This window comes from Bacillus sp. EB106-07-01-XG149, assembly GCF_058791555.1.
On the sequence record NZ_JBYTDP010000013.1, the window covers coordinates 1 to 19,292 of the forward strand.

The 19,292-nt window shown below is 30.5% G+C and carries 34 protein-coding genes; 13 read left to right on the plus strand and 21 right to left on the minus strand.

Features of this window, described 5'->3' with window-relative positions:
* From AC3WTA_RS27080 to AC3WTA_RS27100, 5 genes are all read left to right on the plus strand, one after another.
* Nucleotides 1–220: Maff2 family mobile element protein (locus tag AC3WTA_RS27080; RefSeq protein WP_492333086.1), on the plus strand; the 220-nt coding region annotated here is incomplete at its 5' end.
* A gap of 52 nt (nt 221–272) precedes the next feature.
* Complete coding sequence (locus tag AC3WTA_RS27085; protein WP_000505581.1) at nt 273–488, plus strand: Maff2 family mobile element protein; 216 nt, start codon at nt 273–275, stop codon at nt 486–488.
* A gap of 52 nt (nt 489–540) precedes the next feature.
* Nucleotides 541–756, plus strand: a complete 216-nt coding sequence (locus AC3WTA_RS27090) for a Maff2 family mobile element protein (RefSeq protein ID WP_098276111.1) — start codon at nt 541–543, stop codon at nt 754–756.
* A 212-nt stretch (nt 757–968) separates the two neighbouring features.
* Nucleotides 969–2,789, plus strand: a complete 1,821-nt coding sequence (locus AC3WTA_RS27095; RefSeq protein ID WP_492333087.1) for a VirD4-like conjugal transfer protein, CD1115 family — start codon at nt 969–971, stop codon at nt 2,787–2,789.
* A 59-nt stretch (nt 2,790–2,848) separates the two neighbouring features.
* The gene (locus AC3WTA_RS27100; RefSeq protein ID WP_492333088.1) at nt 2,849–3,184 is read left to right on the plus strand and encodes a hypothetical protein; all 336 of its coding nucleotides are present in this window, start codon (nt 2,849–2,851) and stop codon (nt 3,182–3,184) included.
* A 100-nt stretch (nt 3,185–3,284) separates the two neighbouring features.
* Here AC3WTA_RS27100 and AC3WTA_RS27105 read toward each other — a convergent pair whose 3' ends face one another.
* The 9 genes from AC3WTA_RS27105 to AC3WTA_RS27145 all read right to left on the minus strand — a co-directional run bounded on the left by AC3WTA_RS27105 (nt 3,285) and on the right by AC3WTA_RS27145 (nt 7,298).
* On the minus strand, nt 3,285–3,713 hold the full coding sequence (locus AC3WTA_RS27105) for a hypothetical protein (protein WP_000253220.1): 429 nt from the start codon (nt 3,711–3,713) through the stop codon (nt 3,285–3,287).
* A 16-nt stretch (nt 3,714–3,729) separates the two neighbouring features.
* Complete coding sequence (locus AC3WTA_RS27110) at nt 3,730–4,461, minus strand: hypothetical protein (RefSeq protein WP_000412296.1); 732 nt, start codon at nt 4,459–4,461, stop codon at nt 3,730–3,732.
* A gap of 107 nt (nt 4,462–4,568) precedes the next feature.
* Nucleotides 4,569–4,796, minus strand: a complete 228-nt coding sequence (locus AC3WTA_RS27115) for a hypothetical protein (RefSeq protein WP_098379390.1) — start codon at nt 4,794–4,796, stop codon at nt 4,569–4,571.
* A gap of 243 nt (nt 4,797–5,039) precedes the next feature.
* Nucleotides 5,040–5,675, minus strand: a complete 636-nt coding sequence (locus tag AC3WTA_RS27120; protein WP_326038660.1) for a Fic family protein — start codon at nt 5,673–5,675, stop codon at nt 5,040–5,042.
* Nucleotides 5,668–5,844 carry an antitoxin VbhA family protein gene (locus AC3WTA_RS27125; protein WP_000476998.1) on the minus strand — a complete coding sequence of 59 codons (177 nt, stop codon included), beginning with the start codon at nt 5,842–5,844 and terminating at the stop codon, nt 5,668–5,670. Before AC3WTA_RS27125 ends, AC3WTA_RS27120 begins: the two co-directional genes overlap by 8 nt.
* 72 nt (nt 5,845–5,916) lie before the next feature.
* On the minus strand, nt 5,917–6,141 hold the full coding sequence (locus AC3WTA_RS27130) for a hypothetical protein (RefSeq protein ID WP_098772913.1): 225 nt from the start codon (nt 6,139–6,141) through the stop codon (nt 5,917–5,919).
* A gap of 127 nt (nt 6,142–6,268) precedes the next feature.
* Nucleotides 6,269–6,496 (minus strand): hypothetical protein, encoded by a 228-nt coding sequence (locus AC3WTA_RS27135; RefSeq protein ID WP_098323401.1) that lies wholly within the window; start codon nt 6,494–6,496, stop codon nt 6,269–6,271.
* Between the two features lie 35 nt (nt 6,497–6,531).
* Nucleotides 6,532–7,056, minus strand: coding sequence for a hypothetical protein (locus tag AC3WTA_RS27140; RefSeq protein ID WP_098772914.1), 525 nt, complete (start codon nt 7,054–7,056; stop codon nt 6,532–6,534).
* Nucleotides 7,057–7,091: 35 nt separating this feature from the next.
* The gene (locus tag AC3WTA_RS27145) at nt 7,092–7,298 is read right to left on the minus strand and encodes a hypothetical protein (RefSeq protein ID WP_098323403.1); all 207 of its coding nucleotides are present in this window, start codon (nt 7,296–7,298) and stop codon (nt 7,092–7,094) included.
* A gap of 235 nt (nt 7,299–7,533) precedes the next feature.
* Between AC3WTA_RS27145 and AC3WTA_RS27150 the strand changes: the two genes are divergently transcribed.
* Together AC3WTA_RS27150 and AC3WTA_RS27155 are read left to right on the plus strand one after the other, a co-directional pair.
* The gene (locus AC3WTA_RS27150) at nt 7,534–8,355 is read left to right on the plus strand and encodes a hypothetical protein (RefSeq protein WP_492333089.1); all 822 of its coding nucleotides are present in this window, start codon (nt 7,534–7,536) and stop codon (nt 8,353–8,355) included.
* Nucleotides 8,352–8,693, plus strand: coding sequence for a hypothetical protein (locus AC3WTA_RS27155; RefSeq protein ID WP_098772916.1), 342 nt, complete (start codon nt 8,352–8,354; stop codon nt 8,691–8,693). Before AC3WTA_RS27150 ends, AC3WTA_RS27155 begins: the two co-directional genes overlap by 4 nt.
* Before the next feature lie 101 nt (nt 8,694–8,794).
* Here the strand turns inward: AC3WTA_RS27155 and AC3WTA_RS27160 are convergent, their stop codons facing one another.
* Both AC3WTA_RS27160 and AC3WTA_RS27165 read right to left on the minus strand, forming a co-directional pair.
* The gene (locus tag AC3WTA_RS27160) at nt 8,795–9,313 is read right to left on the minus strand and encodes a hypothetical protein (protein WP_098772917.1); all 519 of its coding nucleotides are present in this window, start codon (nt 9,311–9,313) and stop codon (nt 8,795–8,797) included.
* Between the two features lie 34 nt (nt 9,314–9,347).
* Entirely contained in the window at nt 9,348–9,695 is a 348-nt protein-coding gene (locus AC3WTA_RS27165) for a hypothetical protein (protein ID WP_492333090.1), read from the minus strand.
* Between the two features lie 218 nt (nt 9,696–9,913).
* Here AC3WTA_RS27165 and AC3WTA_RS27170 point away from each other — a divergent pair, with 218 nt between their 5' ends.
* Nucleotides 9,914–10,141, plus strand: coding sequence for a hypothetical protein (locus AC3WTA_RS27170; protein ID WP_098772919.1), 228 nt, complete (start codon nt 9,914–9,916; stop codon nt 10,139–10,141).
* A gap of 143 nt (nt 10,142–10,284) precedes the next feature.
* Here the strand turns inward: AC3WTA_RS27170 and AC3WTA_RS27175 are convergent, their stop codons facing one another.
* The 3 genes from AC3WTA_RS27175 to ssb form a co-directional block, all read right to left on the minus strand.
* On the minus strand, nt 10,285–10,758 hold the full coding sequence (locus AC3WTA_RS27175) for a hypothetical protein (protein WP_098772920.1): 474 nt from the start codon (nt 10,756–10,758) through the stop codon (nt 10,285–10,287).
* Between the two features lie 72 nt (nt 10,759–10,830).
* Entirely contained in the window at nt 10,831–11,043 is a 213-nt protein-coding gene (locus AC3WTA_RS27180) for a hypothetical protein (RefSeq protein ID WP_492333091.1), read from the minus strand.
* A gap of 95 nt (nt 11,044–11,138) precedes the next feature.
* A complete protein-coding gene (gene ssb, locus AC3WTA_RS27185; RefSeq protein ID WP_098772922.1) occupies nt 11,139–11,645 on the minus strand; it encodes a single-stranded DNA-binding protein in 507 nt (168 codons plus the stop codon).
* A gap of 317 nt (nt 11,646–11,962) precedes the next feature.
* Here ssb and AC3WTA_RS27190 point away from each other — a divergent pair, with 317 nt between their 5' ends.
* A complete protein-coding gene (locus tag AC3WTA_RS27190) occupies nt 11,963–12,730 on the plus strand; it encodes a hypothetical protein (protein ID WP_492333092.1) in 768 nt (255 codons plus the stop codon).
* 201 nt (nt 12,731–12,931) lie between these two features.
* Here the strand turns inward: AC3WTA_RS27190 and AC3WTA_RS27195 are convergent, their stop codons facing one another.
* From AC3WTA_RS27195 to AC3WTA_RS27225, 7 genes are all read right to left on the minus strand, one after another.
* Nucleotides 12,932–13,912 (minus strand): hypothetical protein, encoded by a 981-nt coding sequence (locus tag AC3WTA_RS27195; protein ID WP_492333093.1) that lies wholly within the window; start codon nt 13,910–13,912, stop codon nt 12,932–12,934.
* 228 nt (nt 13,913–14,140) lie between these two features.
* Complete coding sequence (locus AC3WTA_RS27200; protein WP_492333094.1) at nt 14,141–14,365, minus strand: hypothetical protein; 225 nt, start codon at nt 14,363–14,365, stop codon at nt 14,141–14,143.
* A complete protein-coding gene (locus AC3WTA_RS27205) occupies nt 14,362–15,069 on the minus strand; it encodes a D-glycero-alpha-D-manno-heptose-1,7-bisphosphate 7-phosphatase (RefSeq protein ID WP_492333095.1) in 708 nt (235 codons plus the stop codon). Before AC3WTA_RS27205 ends, AC3WTA_RS27200 begins: the two co-directional genes overlap by 4 nt.
* A 39-nt stretch (nt 15,070–15,108) precedes the next feature.
* Nucleotides 15,109–15,564: a hypothetical protein gene (locus AC3WTA_RS27210; protein WP_492333096.1), complete on the minus strand. Its 456-nt coding sequence runs from the start codon at nt 15,562–15,564 to the stop codon at nt 15,109–15,111.
* Between the two features lie 63 nt (nt 15,565–15,627).
* Nucleotides 15,628–15,906 (minus strand): DUF6440 family protein, encoded by a 279-nt coding sequence (locus AC3WTA_RS27215; RefSeq protein WP_492333097.1) that lies wholly within the window; start codon nt 15,904–15,906, stop codon nt 15,628–15,630.
* 65 nt (nt 15,907–15,971) lie between these two features.
* Nucleotides 15,972–16,133: a hypothetical protein gene (locus AC3WTA_RS27220; RefSeq protein ID WP_492333098.1), complete on the minus strand. Its 162-nt coding sequence runs from the start codon at nt 16,131–16,133 to the stop codon at nt 15,972–15,974.
* 26 nt (nt 16,134–16,159) lie between these two features.
* Nucleotides 16,160–16,360 (minus strand): hypothetical protein, encoded by a 201-nt coding sequence (locus tag AC3WTA_RS27225; protein WP_492333099.1) that lies wholly within the window; start codon nt 16,358–16,360, stop codon nt 16,160–16,162.
* A 270-nt stretch (nt 16,361–16,630) separates the two neighbouring features.
* Here AC3WTA_RS27225 and AC3WTA_RS27230 point away from each other — a divergent pair, with 270 nt between their 5' ends.
* From AC3WTA_RS27230 to AC3WTA_RS27245, 4 genes are all read left to right on the plus strand, one after another.
* Nucleotides 16,631–17,194, plus strand: coding sequence for a recombinase family protein (locus tag AC3WTA_RS27230; protein WP_492333100.1), 564 nt, complete (start codon nt 16,631–16,633; stop codon nt 17,192–17,194).
* A gap of 732 nt (nt 17,195–17,926) precedes the next feature.
* The gene (locus AC3WTA_RS27235; protein WP_492333101.1) at nt 17,927–18,274 is read left to right on the plus strand and encodes a YolD-like family protein; all 348 of its coding nucleotides are present in this window, start codon (nt 17,927–17,929) and stop codon (nt 18,272–18,274) included.
* A 13-nt stretch (nt 18,275–18,287) separates the two neighbouring features.
* Entirely contained in the window at nt 18,288–18,464 is a 177-nt protein-coding gene (locus AC3WTA_RS27240; RefSeq protein ID WP_000739155.1) for a hypothetical protein, read from the plus strand.
* Nucleotides 18,465–18,977: 513 nt separating this feature from the next.
* On the plus strand, nt 18,978–19,202 hold the full coding sequence (locus AC3WTA_RS27245; protein WP_000118336.1) for a helix-turn-helix domain-containing protein: 225 nt from the start codon (nt 18,978–18,980) through the stop codon (nt 19,200–19,202).
* Nucleotides 19,203–19,292: the final 90 nt, after the last annotated feature.

Here is a 19,292-nt window from a genome sequence, read left to right on the forward strand (position 1 = left end):
AATAATGGGATTTTTCACTACTGGCGTTGATGTATTACAAAAATTAGTAATCTTAATCGGTGCAGGTTTAGGGATTTGGGGAGTTGTAAACTTACTTGAAGGTTATGGTAATGATAATCCAGGTGCAAAGTCACAAGGGATGAAACAGTTTATGAGTGGTGCTGGTATCGTATTAATCGCAATGTTACTTGTTCCTCAATTAAAATCTTTATTCAGCTAAGTCAAATTGAAAATAAAGCAAGACAAAATAAAAGAAAGAAGGCGAATGAATAATGGGATTTTTCACTACTGGCGTTGATGTATTACAAAAATTAGTAATCTTAATCGGTGCAGGTTTAGGGATTTGGGGAGTTGTAAACTTGTTAGAGGGCTATGGTAATGATAATCCAGGTGCAAAGTCACAAGGGATGAAACAGTTTATGAGTGGTGCTGGTATCGTATTAATCGCAATGTTACTTGTTCCTCAATTAAAATCTTTATTCAGCTAAGTCAAATTGAAAATAAAGCAAGACAAAATAAAAGAAAGAAGGCGAATGAATAATGGGATTCTTCACTACTGGTGTAGATGTATTACAAAAATTAGTAATCTTAATTGGTGCGGGTTTAGGGATTTGGGGAGTTGTAAACTTACTTGAAGGTTATGGTAATGATAATCCAGGTGCAAAGTCACAAGGAATGAAACAGTTTATGAGTGGTGCTGGTATCGTATTAATCGCAATGTTACTTGTTCCTCAATTAAAAACTTTATTTAGCTAAGTTAAATTGAAATAAAAAGAGGGCGAGTAAAATTACTCGCCCTTCCTTTATATGTAAGAATTATAAAAGTGAAATGTGAAAATCAAGGCTCTATTAGGTCCTTCAGAACGTTTTGAAATAAAGGTAAAGGTATTTACATTCATACAGGCTAACAACACTAGAAGAGGTGTTCAAGACGGTTTAATTAAAAATACTAAATAAGGAGTTTTAGAATGGAAAAAATCAAGGAAAATAAAGCTTACATTGTTCTTGGTGTAATTTTGTTTATTCTATTAAATTATCTTTTTTATTACTTCAGGGTAACTTTTGAAGGTAATACACTTGCTGCATTCGATTATCTGTTTTCAGAACCACAATATCTCTTATATGCTTTTCCTTTGTCTTTTAACGTTATTGACTTGTTTATTCCGTTGTTTACAGTAGCATTTGCGGTATTTGTTATGATCGACAAGAAAAATAATAAAAAGAAATATAAAAAAGGTGCTGAACATGGTTCAGCACAATGGGGTAGCTTTAAAAAAGATTTGAAAGATATGTATGACGAACAAGATCAGGATAATAACATTATATTTTCACAGAATACAAAGCTTAGATTAGACGATAAAGACGCTCCCTTTGAGGTAAGACGAAACAAGAACGTGACAGTAGTCGGTGGATCTGGTAGTGGTAAAACACGTTTCATCGTTAAACCTAACATGTTACAAATGAATGCCAGTTTTGTAGTTACCGATCCAAAAGGAACGATTGTTAATGAAATAGGAATGGCATTAAAAAATATAGGAAAATATAAGATTAAGATATTTAATACCATAAAATTTACAAAAAGTATGCGATACAATCCATTAAAGTATGTTCATAACGAACAAGATATTTTAAAACTTGTTAATACAATTATGGCAAATACAGAAGGGGAAGGTGCAAAAAAAGGGGAAGATTTTTGGGTAAAAGCTGAACGGTTACTATATCAAGCGTATTTAAGTTTAATCGTTTCAAAATTTCCCAAAGAAGAACAACATTTAGGAACATTAATTGATTTAATTTCCTACTCAACGGTAAAAGAAGATGATGAAGATTATAAAAATCCTATAGATTACTTATTTGAAGAATTTGAAAAAGAGGATAGTACTCACTTTGCTGTAAAGCAATATAAATTATATAAAAATGCTGCTGGTAAAACAGCAAAAAGTATTTTAATCTCATGCGGTGCAAGGTTAGCTCCATTAAATATCCCAGCTCTTCGTGATCTACTTTCAAAAGATGAATTGAACCTGGATACACTAGGAGAAAAAGGGCGTAAAACAGCATTGTTTGTTATTGTACCTGATACAGACTCAACATTTAACTTTATTGTATCTATAATGTATTCACAACTGTTTAACATGCTTTGTACCATTGCAGACGAAAAACATAGAGGTTCACTACCAACCCATGTGAGATTCATATTAGATGAGTTTGCTAACATTGGTTTAATACCAAACTTTGAAAAATTAATTGCAACAATTCGTTCACGTAACATTTCAGCAACTATTATTCTACAAACACTCTCACAGCTGAAGCCGATTTATAAAGACAGTTCGGATACAATAATCGGTAACTGTGATACGTCTATTTTTCTAGGTGGTAAAGAGAAATCAACAGTTAAATCTTTAAGTGAGGAACTTGGAAAAGAAACAATTAATGATTATAACGAAAATAGAACTCGTTCCAACAATGATAGCTTTGGTCAAAATTACTCAAAATTGGGTAGAGAATTAATGACAACAGATGAGCTATTAACAATGGAAAGAGATACGTGTATTGTACAAATAATTGGTAAAAGGCCATTTAAGGATAAAAAATATGACTTAACTAAACATCCAAGATACAAATTCCATTACGATGGAAAAAAATATTGGTTTGATATTGATAAGTATTTAGAAGCACTTAGAACGCCAAAGAATCAGCAAAAAAGAAACATATCTAACAATCAAGCAAATCAATTAGAAGACGTAAAACTAATGCTTACAACTGTTAATGGAAGCCTCGAAATATAAAATAATTACAAGTGCACTTATAAGTGCACTTGTGAGTGTGTGAAGGGTAGAGAAATCATATGGAATCTGGACCTTTTGAAGTTGGCTTAGAATATATTAAGTTTTATGGAACAATTTTTCTTATAATTGGCACAGCAATATTCGTAATGATTAAGGCTGATTCACCAAAAATTAAAGCTAAGAATCTGTCATTCGTAATGATTGCTTTAGGGATAAATATACTTGCAAGTCCAGTCGCATTTTTTATAGGTATTATGGCGACAGATTCCCCACATAGTACTATGCTAGATTTTTGGAAGGGATTTCTCTTTATTGAGGCAATACCGCTCTGTATACTACTTCTAGCTTTGGCGTGGTGGTTTATCCGTAGGAATAAAAAAGAAGTTAACGTGTAGAGTTTAGGAATAAAAATACACTTGCAAACGTACTTATAAGTATACTTGCAAGTGTATTTTTGTTTATTAAAAGTATAAGATGAAGTAAGTAAAATTTTCTTTACTCAACTTCACCTTTAGGATCTGTCTTATGGGGTTTTTCTATCTGTAATTTTCTTTGATGCATTTTTTCTTCACGATCTTTAATTTCTTGCTCTAATTGAATAATTGCATCTCGTTTAAGTTTAATTAACAGCTGCCGTAACATGTCACGGAACACCATATTTTGTGAAACATTTTCACCGGTATCTTTCGCTATTTGCTCTAATTTACTGATTACATTTGGATTAAGGTTTACCGTTCGGGCCACCAGGTCGCTTATTGGGATCTGTAAGCTATCCAAAGGGTCGTGAACGTGATTGTATTCATTTGTAACAAATGATTCAATCTTTTCTCGCAAACTCCCCCCTAAAAGAAATTTATTTATCTCGGCCATTATTTTAGGCTCAACATAGTACTGTGTAATAGTATAAGACTTTTCACTTACCATGAAACTTATAGCCTCCCTATTGTTGTAGTTCACTTAACAGCTTTTTTCTTGCATCAATTTCATTTTGAAGTTGCTCTTGATTGAAATCATGCTTTTTTAAGTGAGTAAGAAATTGACGTAGTACCTCCCTAAAGACAACCTGAAGAGTAATACCTTTAACTTTCAAAGCACTTAGTTCATGCGCTGTTTCTTTTTTAATTTTTTCTAGTTTTTCTATTACTTTTTTATCAATGTTAATACGATAATTTGCTGTTACTTCATTATCTTGTGTATTTATTTTTAGTGAATCAATGGGACTGTTAATTTTTGTGAAATAATCAGAAATAAAATCCTCTAATTCATGAGTTAAAATTTTACCTTCAGTTAATGACCTAATTTCATTTAATAGCTCACGCTCAACATAAAACAATTTAGGTACTTCTTCTCTTTCAGGAATATCTAAATCCGCAACCTTATCTAAAATAGCTTCAACAACTTGAGATCTATTAACAGCTTTACCTTCTTTTACAGAATAAAAACGGACAATATCATTTACAATATTAATTGAATCATCATCAAGGTTTAATTTGTATGGCTTACTATTTTCTCTTTCGCTACGTATATTAAGATTTGGATTATTATGTGATTCTACAAGTACATCCCTAATAGCACGACTCCTGGAAAACTTCGAACAGTTCTCTTGAAAACGTTGAATCACTTCTTCATTAACAGCAAACATATACTGATTTTGATTTTTTTTCTTTTCCATAAAAACTCTCCTTGTAGGTTCTATATAAATTCATTTTCACATGAGTTTATTTTTAATATAATTTCAATTAATTATACTAAAAATATCATAACGAGTAAATGTTTATGTCAACTTGTACGAGAAATAGTTTTAGTTATTGAGTTGATATTGTTTAAAGGAACTACATTTTGGATTCGGAGATCTTCGTAATAATTTGCTCCAAATCTGCGATTCAATTCCTCTTTTCCTTTCTGTAATGCTTCGGCTTCAGAAAGAGATATAACAGGGAAAGTATGCTTATAGAAACGGTTTTTACCAGTAACAACATATCGCAATGTGTATTTAGATAACATCATGTGACTTCCTCCTTAATTAAAAGTTCTCAACATATTTTGTATATGATATGCGTAAAAAATTTAGATTAGAAAGAATAACTGGAAATAAAGGATTTCATTTAATAATTTCACGTACCATAATTATTATATAAACCAAAAGAAAAAAGTGATCAGTATACATTTAAGCGTTTGCATTTACATCTTTTATAACTAAAGTTATATTACCGACTCAAGTCGGAAGGGTTGTTAAAATCTCTTGGTGTTCTATCTGCTGATATTTTGATTTTTAGCTTTAAACTGTTTAGCAATTTTGAGGTCAGGTTCATGGTTGGTAATGGCACTTTTAATTATTTTGCTAAGATCAGTGGGATCTAAGACCGATTTTACAGTGGCATTAAAGACATCTTCTGTTTTTTGACTGTTCCATTTAAGAGAATAACCATTGGTTAAAGCCAAACATCGAATGAATTCACGCTGTGAACGACCATTTCCTTCTCGGAATGGATGGAGAACGTTTAATTCAGCCATATAGTGTGCAGCCCTATCAGAGAATTCATCAATCTTCAATCCATTCAATCTATTTTCGCCTTTTAACTGCTTAAATAATTCAGATGCCTGGTCCTTTAAAAAAGAGGCATGAGCAAACTGGAAAGCCCCCTTTGCAATATTTTCTTCACGTAGTTTTCCAGCAAAGGGGTATATATCTTGAAAGAGGTGTTGGTGAATCTTTTGTAAATGTTTTAAATCAAAGTTTCCAATAATAGGCTTATTTTGTAATTCTACAAATCTAAGTGCTGCAACTGAAGTTTCAACCTTATTCAGTAGTTCTTGATCTCGATAATTCATTTTATTTATTAATACATCAGTTCCAGGATAACAGTATTTTGATTGTTCATTCACGTTTGGCGATTGCTTCGGATAACTTAATAAATTGTTCCATTGTAATCTTCCCTCCCACTTTGGCTTTGATGATTTTTTCCATTTCTTCTGTGATAATTAGTCCCTCGATTTTAAAAGATGCCTTCGCTTCTTCAATTGCTTCATTCAATTCTTTTTCACTTTTAAACATAATTTGGTAAACCCCTTTCAAATTGATTTTATTATAATTTAATATTTCTGGAAATTATTTTTGTAATTATTATTACACGTATATTTTCCATAAGAAATATGTCGCAACTGATATTAGTAGACCGAATAATAAAACTGGTAACAAGTCAGAAAAAGAAAGTTTCAACTTACTTTTTACTCTTTTTTTAGCTTGTGGGCCTCCGTAATAATAACGCATTGCAATAAGAGTAAACATCATGGAAAAACAAACAAGGAGTATTTTAAACATAAAACCAAAAGTATTAAAAAGTTCATTCATTACAATTCATCCCTTCATTATCTATGTTATGAATATACATAATAATTAACGTTCTTTTTTAATTGTTTGTAACATATGATTCATAAGTAAAATGATACCTAATATTCCAGTCGATGATATAAGTATATTAATTAACTCCATATCGGGCATTTCTTCTCCTCCTATTTAGATGCTCTTTTTTGAGCATTGCATGGGAAACATCTATTACTTCAATCCCCATTTGAGTAAGTATATCTATATAAAAGTCTGTATCTCCTTCGTTCTCAAAGAATTCAGCGTTTGAAAGAGTAGTTGGACCAGCGGTATCTTTACAATAGAAACCATTTTCAATCTCGATTACATAACCTTCTTTCATTAACACAACACTCCTTTTATGATAAGAAAAGAGATTTATTTAATAGCTTGTTTAGTCTTGGAAATTTTCATTTTTTGTTTCATTGATTTTTTAATTTGATCGGCCATAAATTCTAATACTTTAACAGTTATCCTTTCAGGAAAATAACCCTGCCTTTCTAAGAGGATATTTTCAATTACAAATTTACGACGAGTCCAGTATTCATAATCTTTTCCATGCTCTTGTGCAATACCTTTAAATTCATCATCCACTTCAGATGCGTTGTTCATTAATCGCATTCCATAAAACGTAGTACTTCGCATGCTTCTAACTTCTTTTAAGAGAAGATACAAGTCAAAGGTATGATATGTCTTTAGTACGTTTACAGGCTGCTCTACGTGTTCTATAAAAACACTAGGCATCATTTTATAAAATTCAAAGCGATCCCCTTTTATAGTACAAAGTTTTGGCTGTCCAGTGTCCTCATCAATAAGACTTCCTCCACAGAAATTACAATTCGCTTCTTCTAAAATACCAGCAGAATTTACTTTCGCTTCAGTACCGCAATATTTACAAAACATTTATAATCATCCTCCCGTTTTATAAACCACTTATTTTACTTCTGTATTTGTAATGAACGAACCAGATATAAAACAAATTCATCTGAGAAGTTATTTAATTCATTTGAAGGAATATGAAGTACTTCCTCTTTTCTAGTGATACGCCCAACTTTAATTAAATAATTAGCCAAAATATCAAAAGTTAGAAATGTTAATTTCCCTCCAAGAAAAGACTTACCAATGTTACAAGATAATACTGACATGTCATTACTCCCTTCAAATTATTAATATATCGGTTATAAGTAAATTATACTAAAAATATCATAAAAAGTAAAGCGTTATTGGATAAAATTTGTATATAAAATGAATTATTTTCTAATTGTTATAACAAATACCATATATGAATTGTTAGAAAATTAAACAATTGGTATAATTTTTATGAACGTTTAGTTTTAATTGTTTTGAAATGAAGACTGTCAAAATATTTGGTGGTGTGATATGAAATATACAAATAATGAACCAATAATGTTAAGAAAAGATATTCTATGTTGTGAGAATGAGTTATTAAAAGATGTTAAAGAAGTTTTGGAGAAAGAAGATGTTAAAACTGCGGAAGTGTATGATGCAAATAAAGGTGATCTACATTATACAAGTGAGACATTGCGAAAAAAATTAAATTTAAGTTTTCCTGAAATTGTTGTTAAATCGGGTCTTTATGATTTAAATAACCATTTAAGGTACATTCCTAAAGAAATAATATATGAACAGCTTAATCAAGAGTTTGAGCGTGTAGGCTCTACAAGAAAGAGTATTTATAACAGTAAAAGGAATAAAAATCGATACCCTTATAGTGATACTTTAAAGATAAGATTAAATCAAAGTTGGCCAGAAATTTTATTTTGCTGTAAACAGCTAATTGAAGTTAAAAAGTATAATGAAATTTCAAAAGAAGTATTGAAAAATGAATACAAGATGATTAGCAAGAAAATAGGTCATGCTGCTACTATTTGTGAGCTAACCGATCGGACTGTATTTTCATATGATATATATCGCCAGTACTTTTCTACAATCAAAAAATTAAGGGAAGAGTGTGGATTTCGCCATGACTATAAAGGTGGGAAAAAGCCTATTGAATTATATACGTGTGAAAAAGAATTAGTTCGAATGTACAAAAAATACAATAGAAGACTAACGTACAATGAATTAAAAGAAGAGAGTCAAATTAGTATCTCAACCTTGTTTAGACGATTTGAGACTACAAAAATTAATGATATTTGGAATAAAATTGAAATGGATAATAACTTAGGAGGGTTTTTTTGAGTAGGAATAAGATTGTATTACTCGTTTCAATTATTGTTGTTATTGCAAGTGTATTTCTTTTTCAGTACTTTGTTTCATCAACTTCAACTTCTGCAATCATTACTGTTGTGGAGAAAGAATATTCTATGGAAGATGAAGAGGCATGGATTACTATTGTTCCACCCCATTCGTCTACTGAAATACAAAATAAATATAAAGTAACAGTAAAAGTAAAAGAGCCCTCGGTATGGAATTTAATCAAAAAAGACCAAAAATACTTAGTGGAGTATAGAGAGAGACATAATATAAAAACCTTGGAGTATATTAAAATCATTGGTGATAACCAAGCAATTCCATAACACAGGGCAATTCGATAGTAACTATCTATACAATTACTAATATATATAAAAAGAAGACTTAAATTTTATAAGTCTTCTTTTTAGGTTGAGGGATATTTTGATTAACTTGCTTTTAAAGAAAAGTCCTGAAGAGTTTTGAAAACTAAGGCTTCAGCTTTATTTTCATTAGCAACCTTTTCCATACGTTCCATAAGCTGATTTTCAGTTAATTTACTATTTATTGTGTAAACCGTTAACATAGGTATATGTCTTATTTGTTCGAATTCTTGTAAATAATAATCACGTAGTCCCGCTGAAATAATAATTGCTTTATCGTTCTGTTTCCAGGCTTTTTTCGCTTGTTTCTCTATAAAAATCAGACCTAGTAACAAGTCAAATAATAATTCTATATCTTTTAATGCATGCATAGCAAATTTTTCATGCGATGCATATTCAAATAATCTTTTTTCAACTTCTACATAGTTCTTTAAATTAATATTCATTGGTCCTCCCCAAGCATCTTCACTAATCGAACCAATTTTTTTACCATCCATATAGACAGTTGCTTGTCGTAGCGGTTGACCATCATGCCCTTTAAAAGTAGTATACGTTTTGATTTCAATACCATTAATACTTGCCAAAATAAATTCCTCCTTCAACTCATTAATAAATCGGTTATATGTTAATAGGTTCTTTATTTAAGAAATTCTTAAATGTTTTAATCTTTTCATGGATCTGTGCAATAAATCGTGGGTCTTTTTCTAAAAAACTGCTATATTCATTTAATGCATTCTGAAGTTCACGGATATATTTTGTATATGCTGCATTTATAAAATCTTTTGTAGCATTTACAAAGCAAAAAGTGAGGCAACTTTTATAACTAACAAGAGCTGAATATCCCTCTACTTCTCCGCAATAAAATCTACCATATTTTTGTTCTAATTCTTTTTTAGATGATAAAACCTCTATTTTATCCCAGGCTACAACTGTATAAGTTTCTCCACAAGATCTACATTTTTTCAATTTATCTCACCTCCTTAATTAAATTATACCAAATGTATCATATATAGTAAAGGTATTTTTGATAATTTTAGTATATGAATTGTAGAATGAAATATGGATATATGTGTTTTCGCCCCCGGCGTATATTACGGTTTCCAGAATTAAAAAGTAGTGGCCATAAATATGGTATGTGTCAACGGTACCGGACTGAGCCCGTAAGGGACCAGGAGGATAAGGAGTTGATACATCATCTATCCAAAGAAGCTAGAACCCATGCAAATGGGTTAAATGATCTTCTTAACCCGTTTGCCCTGGCTAGCGCCGAGCGAGTCCCTGCCAAGCCTGGCGGGGGTTGGGGGTGGTTGATTTATTTAGAAAGTATTCATAAAAAAAGTACTGAAATCTTTATAGAATTCAATACTTTATTTACTCTCATTACTTTTCGATTTTCGTTGGAATTTAAGTAATCTTAGGATTTTACTTCTGTAAAACCAAAATACATTTATACCGATTGTGGTTGCTATCATTATAAATGTAAATAATGTAAGATTCATCATTATAATTCATCAACCTTTATTTTTTATAAAAAATTAAGCTACTATGATATATTTTATCGCCATCCACTCAATGTAATTGCTATCTTGTTTCCATATTCTTCATCAAAAATATTTTGTTTCACTCGATAATCAGATGGATCATATTTAAAAGCATTATCATTGCCCAACTTAAAATCATGTACTATTTTGCACTTCACACTTTTCCATTTGTAGATATACTGTTGAAAATACAATGCTATAGAATCACACACTTGTAAAATCATAGCACGGTTAAAGTTTGCTATATCACTAACTATTCCTGAATCATGAGTTTGGATAAAAGATTCATCCCACTTTACTTCTTCATCTTTTACAAGCCTTACACCATAAGATATACCTAAAAAGCATTCATCATTTCTGTTTTTTACTCTATCTGTAAAAACTTGAATTGTATACTCTGCCTCATTATCGTTACATTTAATTAATTCATAAATTTCATCAAGACATTTGTCTAATCTTACAAATTTCGGACTGTTTTTTTGCTCCATTTTACAATCCTCTCCTTTTTATAAATTTCAAATTTGATAAGACTTTATAAAGTAAAATTAGCATTATACAATTTATTTTAAAACTATAAACCTACCAATTTCATTTATGAAAAATAACCCAACTCCTACTACAGCCACTGCAAAACAATTTATACATTTCTCCCACTCTTTTTGTTTTGCATAAACAAAAAATGACACCACAGATAAAACGAAAATCAAAGCACCCAAATTCGGATAAAAGCTTTCAGGTTTTGGAATCGTTAAAAATTCTCCATGCTTATACATAACTAATCAATCCTTTCTAAACGAATTAGCATAAAAAGAAAAAATGATGATTGCAAGAAAATATTCCTGTATGTTCTTGCAATCATCTTAATTAACTAAAATGGTAAGTCATCGTCTGAAATATCTATCGGTTGACCTGCATTTGAAAATGGATCATCATTTTTCTTAAATTCAGATTTACCTTGATTATCAGACTGCTTAAACTGATTAGAATTTCTATTGCCAAACCCAGCCCCTACTGGCTGGTGATTAAATGAATTGTCTTGTTCTCCTCGGCTATTGCGTGGCTCTAAAAACTGTACGCTTTCCGCCAAAACTTCTGTAACATACACTCTTTTACCATCTTGACCTTGATAATTTCGGGTTTGCAATCTACCATCGACACCAGCTAAACTACCTTTTCTTAAATAGTTTGCTACATTTTCAGCTTGCTTTCTCCATATAACGCAAGAAATGAAGTCAGCCTCACGTTCTCCGTTAGTAGAAAAGGCACGATTGACTGCTAACGTAAAAGTAGCTACCGCCACACCATTTGGTGTATAACGTAAATCAGGGTCTTTCGTTAATCGACCAACCAGGATAACACGATTCAATGCTGACATAATAACACTCTCCTAAAATTCAGATTTTTATTTTCATGAATTTTCCAATTTATAATTAAATTATAACAAAAATATCTTAAAATTTCAAATCTTTTAGTTTATTTTTTTTGTTCGTTTAGTTTATTTTTAAAAAATTTGTGACAAGAAGCATAAGTTGGCCGAAACGTTTTGGCCACTTTATGCTTCTTTTAGTTTATGGCCAGCTTATACTTCCATTTTCAATAAGATTAAGGAGGAAGTAAGAATTTCCTATAAATATACAAATACAAATTTGAATTTATTTGCAATAATAAAATTATAATAAGGGAGGCTATTAGATGATTCGAAAATTGGATAAAAAAACAAGAGAAATACTTGAACAAAAGAATTTGAATTTAGATGGTTTTTCTGTTGAGCTTTCTATAAAACAACATGGTGATCATAATGTGAGTGAAGGACACCTTATTGTGGAAGTATCATTTTTTAATGATTACGAATCTGAAGATGTAATTGGAAGTGCTGTTTATTTTTTGTATGATGCTAAAAATGTACATGTTTCAAATATACGTGATATGGCTGATGGATATAGCTTTGATATGTATCAAGCGTTATCCTCTGTTCGTATTTACTGTAGTGAAACTGAAGCTATATTAAATGAAATGGAGGGATTTCTTGATGATCCAGAAGAAAACACTCCTTGGATTGAACTTCAAAATTTTGCTCGTGAAACAGGAATACATGCGTTTTCTTATGAAAAAGGGTTTGAACAAGGAACGTTTGAAGGACTCTCGTATCATGAGAAAACCTTCTCTGTGTGGGGGAAAGTCCTAGTGCTAAATGATATTAAAATACAAGAAGAATATAGAACTAATGTAATTATTAGTACAATATTTAGAAACATGCTGTTAGCATTTAAAAATATAGGTTTGGATTGGATAATAATTAATCCTAATATCGATGAAGAGTATATGAAGCGTGAAAATTATCCATATTCTACTCAAAAAAAATACAATTCATTTTTGTCTAAAATAGATTTTGCAAAAACTCATGGTAGGTTACATAACGAAGAGTTTTGTTGGTGCTTATATCTTCAAGATATAAAATAAATATGGCCAATTTATGGGTTAATAATTAACTCGTGGCCAATTTATGCTTCCAATTTCGTTGAATAATTAGATAATAACCTCAAAAACAAGTGTTTTCTGGTCAACTTATGCTTCCGGCTGCGGTCAATTTATGAGTTAAAAATACAAAAGGTTAAAGGATAATGTATAGAAGTAAAAAAATAAACCCTTTAGTATTTGGGTTTATTTTTTATTAGAATCACTCTTCTCTTGGATCTCCTGTTTTTGCTCTAATTTCTTTTGTAATTTTGCTATTTCTTTTTCATGCTTTTCTTCTTTTTTATCCATTTTTTCATAGAGTGATTGAATTTTTTGGTTCATTTCTTCTTGGATTTTTTTCATTTCTTGTTGATGCGACTTCTCTTGCTGCAAGAGCTCTTTTTCTTTATCCAGCCTCGCTTGCTCGGTTAAATAATTGATTTGTTGCTCATGAGATAACTTTAGTTGTTCGTTATCTTTTATATATTTTTCCTCGATTTGTTGGATCTGGACGGTGTAATTTTCTTTAAGCTGAATCTCTTTCTCTAGGTATTCTTGTTTTTGCTTTGTTAACTCATTTTCTAGAGATTCTAATTTTGAATCTAGTCCTTTTAATGTTTCTAATGTATCATCTAACCTTGACTTCAATTCTAAATTTTCTTGGGCCATTGGTTGGAGTATAGAAATCTCTGTCTCGTATTTCTTGGTTTTTTCCTTTAACTCTGTAATAAGATCCTGAACATGGTTTAAATTTGTTTTTGCTTCCTCATATTGTGCCTCTAACTCTTCTTTTTCTTTATTTACAATATTAACTGTATCTGTTGCGGTAGAAAGCTTCTCTTTATTTTCCTTTAGTTCATTCCTTGTTTCTTGAAGCAATTCTTTATATTCTTTTATTTCTGTTTCAAGTGAAAGTACAGCACTTTCTTTTATATGAACAGATTGAACAATCATGTTATTAAATAATTCATAAATTCTTCGGACATGATAATCAACTTCTTCGATTTCTTTTGTGTATTCTTGATTTGTATCTTTTATTCCTTTCCCACGCATCGCTTCATAGGCTTGTGCTAGCCATTCATTCTTTTGAATACCAGTTGCCTCAATCATTGTATCTATCGCTTCTTTTAAATCTTTATCGATTTTAAAACCAGCTGTTACTTGTTGTTTTTTTGTTTCCTCCATTTAAAATCACTCCCTTTAAGGTTAACTTTTAAACATAAAAACCTACTGTATTAACTGGGGTTAACCTAGTTAACTTAGGTTAACCTGTCTAAATTTATTATATCATATATTTTTTGGGAATTTATACAAATTTAAAGTTTAAACTAAAAAAGGTACCTTCTATGTGAAAGCACCTTTTTTTATTATGCAAAATTCAAATTGTTTAAACTTATAAAATTAGTGATTGATTTAATTCATATTTTCTTTGTCTGATCTTTTAAACAAAAAACCAGTAATTAGATTTGTGCATACTGTAGCAATTATTACAATGCCAATCATAGACCAAAAGGATGTAAAGGCGAGGAATTCTTTAGAAACAGTTAGACCGAACAAAGAGAATATTTCTTCTGAAAATCTCCCTACAACTAAAAGAGATATACCAATAGATAAAAACATCTGTTTTAGCCTACTCATTTTTTTTCCTCCTTGCTATCTGCTAAAATATAATCAACAGCTTCTAACAGTGTTGAACATTTCAAATTCGCTTGTGTTGACTCGTCTTCGTTTGTTACAAGCACTGTTTTTGTACCAGCGGAGATACCAGCTGCAACATCAACTTCACGATCTCCAACCATATAACTATCCCCTAAAGAGATATTATGCTTTTTAGCAAGAGTCAGTAGCATTCCTGGTTCTGGTTTCCTACATTTGCAATTTTCTTTAGGTTTATGAGCACATACTTTAATTTCATCTATTACTGCTAATTCATCTAATTTTAGAATTTCGCTTTGTAGCTTCTCATGAATTTTTTCCAATTGTTCATAACTCATATATCCTAATCCCAAACCACCTTGGTTCGTCACCGTAAATACTTTGAATCCATTTCTTTTTAATTTTGCAATGGATTCCGCAACCCCAGGCAATAAATATAAATCTTCTGGTGTATTTACGAACTTTACCCTTTCACTTAATACCTCATTTAATATCCCGTCACGGTCTAAAAATACTGCTTTATTCATTACTTTTTTTTGTCCAGCTAAATATGATTCAGCCATTCCATTCATAAAACATCTATAGCAAATTTTCAATTCAAATTCTTTAGTTCCAGTAATCGCTAAAAAATCAGACTCACAACTTTTACATTCGCAACTTACCGTTTCATTTTTTTTATTATCCATCTGCCACTTCCTCATTTCTTAATAAAGTTTAAATTGTATTTAATAATTTAAAAATGGAAAAGAATCTTTGGGAACCCTTGCATAGCTCCCTGCTAAAGTCTCTATTTTTGCATCTGAAAATTGTACAAATCTATTATTAATAAACACCTCTACCTTATCCAAACAGCAATAAATTCTAAGTTCATCTTTAGTTGTATCAAGAATCATATTTTCACCTTTTCCAAGAATTCTGCCATAAAGATAATCTTCAATTAATCCATATTCTTTTTTCATGTCTTTTACTGCAAAAGTACAAATAATAGACATATCTTCATCAATTGGGATGTATCTTGAAAACACAAGATCTTTGGATTGACCGAACATCTTTAATAGCTCGTTAGCATAACTAAATACTTCAGTTTTAATTACATCTTCTGTTTGCTCATACTCTTCTTGCGAAAGTTCAATAGTTAATTCAAAATACAAATTATTGAAAGTACAATCCAACACTTTCATTATGTTTCCTTCCTTTCATGTAATGTTTTAATTAAGCAGGCATATTTTTTAATTTCCATTCAACTATTTTTGAGTACAATATGGCTTTCCATCTTGATTTAAAACTGGTGTAAGCATAGGTCCACTTGCTGCACCAATATGCATGTACTGACATCCAGTCTCTTTATCTTTAAAAATGGTTATTTCTCCACTTGGCCCATCGGCTACATTGTCGATACCAACAACCTCTAATCTACCTAATGTTTCTTTTACGTTTGCCTTCTTAGGGGATTCCGTATTCAGATTTTCACATGCACTTAATAATATTGTTCCAAATAACACGACACCAATTAACTTCTTCATAAAAATCAACCTTTCTTACTGTAATTATTCAAATTGTATTAATATAACTTTCGATTTATCTGCATCTACTGTCTATCATAACGCTTTATTTCATTTGGATATTTTGGAAAATACAGTGTGCCCCCCTCTTGATCTTGTAATTCCTTTACTTCTTTTAGTTTCTCAAAATCTTTTAAAATTGATTTTCCTTCAAATGATTTCATTTCTTTTTGATTTTTTTCATTCATTACATAACGCCCCTTACTTAAAATACTTATTCTTTGTCCTGTACAGAGCCGAAAAATACAAATTTATTATTATTGTACTTGAAAATTTCAATGTTATTAGCATCTATAAAAATACCTAAGAGGTTTGTAGCCATTTCATATGCTTCATCTTTGCTTTCTAATAGATGACTATCACAACCTACAATTGTATTACCGTTATTTGCTACAAATGAGTATACATCTTTCAAAATTACCCCTCCTAATTTTTTTGTTACAATTCCTACCATTAATTAAATTATAACAAAAATATCATAAAATATGAATAGTTTTATTTATTTTTTTCTGAATTTTTTTATTTGAATTTCATTAAGAATATTTACAATTGAAATGAAGCTCATGTTCATAACTTAAAAGTTTTGAAGGTGGTATTGTTATTTTTTGGATGTGTGATAAAATCAGTATATAAGCTACCGTCATAACTGGTATTCATAAGTAAAGCGAAAAAAGGAGAGTTTTTTGTGAAATATGGGTATGCAAGGGTAAGTACCTTGAATCAGGATTTAGATTCACAAATTCAAATGTTAAAAAAAGAGGGTTGTGAAGAAATTTATTCAGAAAAGTTTACTGGAACTAAATTTGAACGGCCAAAATTTCAAGAACTACTTTCAGTGTTAAAAAATGGTGATACACTTGTTATTACAAAATTAGATCGTTTTGCACGGTCAACTATTGATGCAATGAAAACAATTAAAATATTATTTGAAAAAGGAATTAAGGTACATGTAATAAATATGGGTGTGATAGAAGATACACCTACAGGTAGGTTAATATTTACTATTATGAGTGCCTTTGCAGAATTTGAACGTGATATGATTTTTGAACGAACACAAGAAGGAAAAGCAATTGCTAAGCTGCAACCAGATTTTAAAGAAGGACGACCAAAAAAATACACGAAGAAACAGATAGATCATGCACTAGAATTATTAACAAATAATTCTTATAAACAGGTGGCTGAAAAAACAGGAATCAGTGAAAGTACATTATTAAGAGCTAAGAAGGAGAAAGAAAAAAAGGGAATTTAATAGGAACAAAATTTTATAGAGGGGTAGTGAACATATGATGTATTCGATTATTTTAACAATACTAATATTAATATTTATCGCATGTTTCTTGGTTCTATTATTTGATGAGAAGGATTCCCCATTTGAAGGTGATAGCAAGAATAGCATTACTGTAATGATAGTATGCGCTCTAGGGGTAGGGGTTACAATTTATTTTAAATCATTTCTATTGTGAATGAGAAAAAACTATTTTGTCTGTCTTTATGGGGTCACGTCCCGAAAATGCGGATTTACAACGTTAAGCCGCTTATATCACTCAAAATTAAAGATTTAACAACGATAAGAATTTTGGAACAAGTCATATGAGACATTCAAAAGCCTTATTCCACGTTATATTAACCTTGTCTCAATAGGCTTTACTCTATTGGGACGAAAGGGAAAACGTTGATATATAAGCCTTTCTATCCCTAACGTTGTTAATCCGCATAATCCTGACGCTACCCCTTATAGTATTCATGTCACATAAGGTGATTTGGTCTGAAATACCTAAATTAAAGGAAATACAAGCAAGTAACAATAAATAAGAAATACATTCAGGTATTCAAATACGATAGTTAATGTGTAGTTTTTATATAACTACACATTTTTTGATTAATTAAAGTGAATAATAGTATACGCTGCAAATTTTGAAAGTTTTACAAGGAACGTATGTTCTTATATAATGTAGATATATTATTTTCAGGAGGACATCACATGGAAAATTGGGGAGCACCGAAGATTAGAGGGCGTGGAATGATAAAATGGAATCCCTTTAAATCTGTAGTAGAACAATACGATGAGATTAATAAGATGATAAGCGATCAAGACAAAGTTAATAAGCCTATACTTACTGAAGATACCAAAGAACGAATCCAGCGATCCTTAGAACAATCCCTAACATGTAATCAAGAAATATTCCTCTCTTATTATAGGAATGGATATTTACATCACCAATACATAACTGTAACCGTTATAGATCCAGGGAGAAAATTAATACACTGTTTTGATGCTTTCAATACACCAATACAATTTAAATTTGATGAATTAGTTGATATAAAATAAAAGAGGATTTACGATGAAAAAAAATGATAAATCATATTATATTCACGAATATACATTGAGGGATAGAACTACTAAATCCATCAAAATTGAGCCCTGGCGTTCATTAAAAGATGAAATGTTAGTCCTGGGAATAAAAGATAGTGACATTTTCCAAATTCAAATGAAAGAAATAAATCCAAATAAGAAGTAATATAAATTCACCAAAATTAACAAAAAAGACAGGAAGCAAAAATGCGACCTGTCTCTTTTTATTATAGATGCAAAAATACAACTACAATATACCCACAAAGATTATAGCACATTCAAATATTTTTTAAAAACAGGGAAAATATAACTACTCTTAGAATCCCTTATTTCGAGTTTTTTCTTTTTTATTTTCTATTGTGGTACGTGAAATTTTATAATTCTATTTTTAACGAATTAAAAACACTCATAATATATAGAAGCCTAACTCCTTATGTATCAATGGGTTAGGCCATTTTATTTTATAAGAATACCCGTTGCAACAAGTTGCAATTTATACTTCAGTTTATTCGCAGCTTGTAGCTATTAATATGTATGCTATATTCCGAAAAATAATTACATTTTCTATCTTTTTGTTATTAGTATATGAATCTTGCTTTTATTTAATTCCATTTTCTTAAGTTTAAAAAATGGAATTAATGGACAAGTTACTATTAAAAAGAAAAAGTAGGTGTCTCATTTGTCCTGGTTTAAAAAACCTCGTTCAAAATTAGGGAAATTTTTAGATGCTCATGATTTGAAGCAAAATGAAGTTGCTAAAGCAAGCGGTGTAAAGGAAGCAACTCTTAGCCGTGTCTGTAATATAAGTAGCGTTTCTCCCACGGCTAAAAATGCTAGTAAAATTCTTAAAGCACTTAGGAAACTTACTGGAAAAAATGTAGATTATACAGATTTTTGGACCTAAAGGTCTATATTTTGATAATTTAAATTATTAACGAAGTATGCTACGATGAATATGCGATCGACTTTTTCCTTAATACAGGACTATGCTGCA

Bases quoted from the DNA above. Each gene is read 5' to 3' on its own strand.
- AC3WTA_RS27085 (WP_000505581.1), top strand. From the start codon at position 273: ATGGGATTTTTCACTACTGGCGTTGATGTATTACAAAAATTAGTAATC.
- AC3WTA_RS27090 (WP_098276111.1), top strand. From the start codon at position 541: ATGGGATTCTTCACTACTGGTGTAGATGTATTACAAAAATTAGTAATC.
- AC3WTA_RS27095 (WP_492333087.1), top strand. From the start codon at position 969: ATGGAAAAAATCAAGGAAAATAAAGCTTACATTGTTCTTGGTGTAATT.
- AC3WTA_RS27100 (WP_492333088.1), top strand. From the start codon at position 2,849: ATGGAATCTGGACCTTTTGAAGTTGGCTTAGAATATATTAAGTTTTAT.
- AC3WTA_RS27105 (WP_000253220.1), bottom strand. From the start codon at position 3,713: ATGGTAAGTGAAAAGTCTTATACTATTACACAGTACTATGTTGAGCCT.
- AC3WTA_RS27110 (WP_000412296.1), bottom strand. From the start codon at position 4,461: ATGGAAAAGAAAAAAAATCAAAATCAGTATATGTTTGCTGTTAATGAA.
- AC3WTA_RS27115 (WP_098379390.1), bottom strand. From the start codon at position 4,796: ATGATGTTATCTAAATACACATTGCGATATGTTGTTACTGGTAAAAAC.
- AC3WTA_RS27125 (WP_000476998.1), bottom strand. From the start codon at position 5,844: ATGTTTAAAAGTGAAAAAGAATTGAATGAAGCAATTGAAGAAGCGAAG.
- AC3WTA_RS27130 (WP_098772913.1), bottom strand. From the start codon at position 6,141: ATGAATGAACTTTTTAATACTTTTGGTTTTATGTTTAAAATACTCCTT.
- AC3WTA_RS27135 (WP_098323401.1), bottom strand. From the start codon at position 6,496: ATGAAAGAAGGTTATGTAATCGAGATTGAAAATGGTTTCTATTGTAAA.
- AC3WTA_RS27140 (WP_098772914.1), bottom strand. From the start codon at position 7,056: ATGTTTTGTAAATATTGCGGTACTGAAGCGAAAGTAAATTCTGCTGGT.
- AC3WTA_RS27145 (WP_098323403.1), bottom strand. From the start codon at position 7,298: ATGTCAGTATTATCTTGTAACATTGGTAAGTCTTTTCTTGGAGGGAAA.
- AC3WTA_RS27150 (WP_492333089.1), top strand. From the start codon at position 7,534: ATGAAATATACAAATAATGAACCAATAATGTTAAGAAAAGATATTCTA.
- AC3WTA_RS27175 (WP_098772920.1), bottom strand. From the start codon at position 10,758: ATGGAGCAAAAAAACAGTCCGAAATTTGTAAGATTAGACAAATGTCTT.
- AC3WTA_RS27180 (WP_492333091.1), bottom strand. From the start codon at position 11,043: ATGTATAAGCATGGAGAATTTTTAACGATTCCAAAACCTGAAAGCTTT.
- ssb (WP_098772922.1), bottom strand. From the start codon at position 11,645: ATGTCAGCATTGAATCGTGTTATCCTGGTTGGTCGATTAACGAAAGAC.
- AC3WTA_RS27190 (WP_492333092.1), top strand. From the start codon at position 11,963: ATGATTCGAAAATTGGATAAAAAAACAAGAGAAATACTTGAACAAAAG.
- AC3WTA_RS27195 (WP_492333093.1), bottom strand. From the start codon at position 13,912: ATGGAGGAAACAAAAAAACAACAAGTAACAGCTGGTTTTAAAATCGAT.
- AC3WTA_RS27200 (WP_492333094.1), bottom strand. From the start codon at position 14,365: ATGAGTAGGCTAAAACAGATGTTTTTATCTATTGGTATATCTCTTTTA.
- AC3WTA_RS27205 (WP_492333095.1), bottom strand. From the start codon at position 15,069: ATGGATAATAAAAAAAATGAAACGGTAAGTTGCGAATGTAAAAGTTGT.
- AC3WTA_RS27210 (WP_492333096.1), bottom strand. From the start codon at position 15,564: ATGAAAGTGTTGGATTGTACTTTCAATAATTTGTATTTTGAATTAACT.
- AC3WTA_RS27215 (WP_492333097.1), bottom strand. From the start codon at position 15,906: ATGAAGAAGTTAATTGGTGTCGTGTTATTTGGAACAATATTATTAAGT.
- AC3WTA_RS27220 (WP_492333098.1), bottom strand. From the start codon at position 16,133: ATGAATGAAAAAAATCAAAAAGAAATGAAATCATTTGAAGGAAAATCA.
- AC3WTA_RS27235 (WP_492333101.1), top strand. From the start codon at position 17,927: ATGGAAAATTGGGGAGCACCGAAGATTAGAGGGCGTGGAATGATAAAA.
- AC3WTA_RS27240 (WP_000739155.1), top strand. From the start codon at position 18,288: ATGAAAAAAAATGATAAATCATATTATATTCACGAATATACATTGAGG.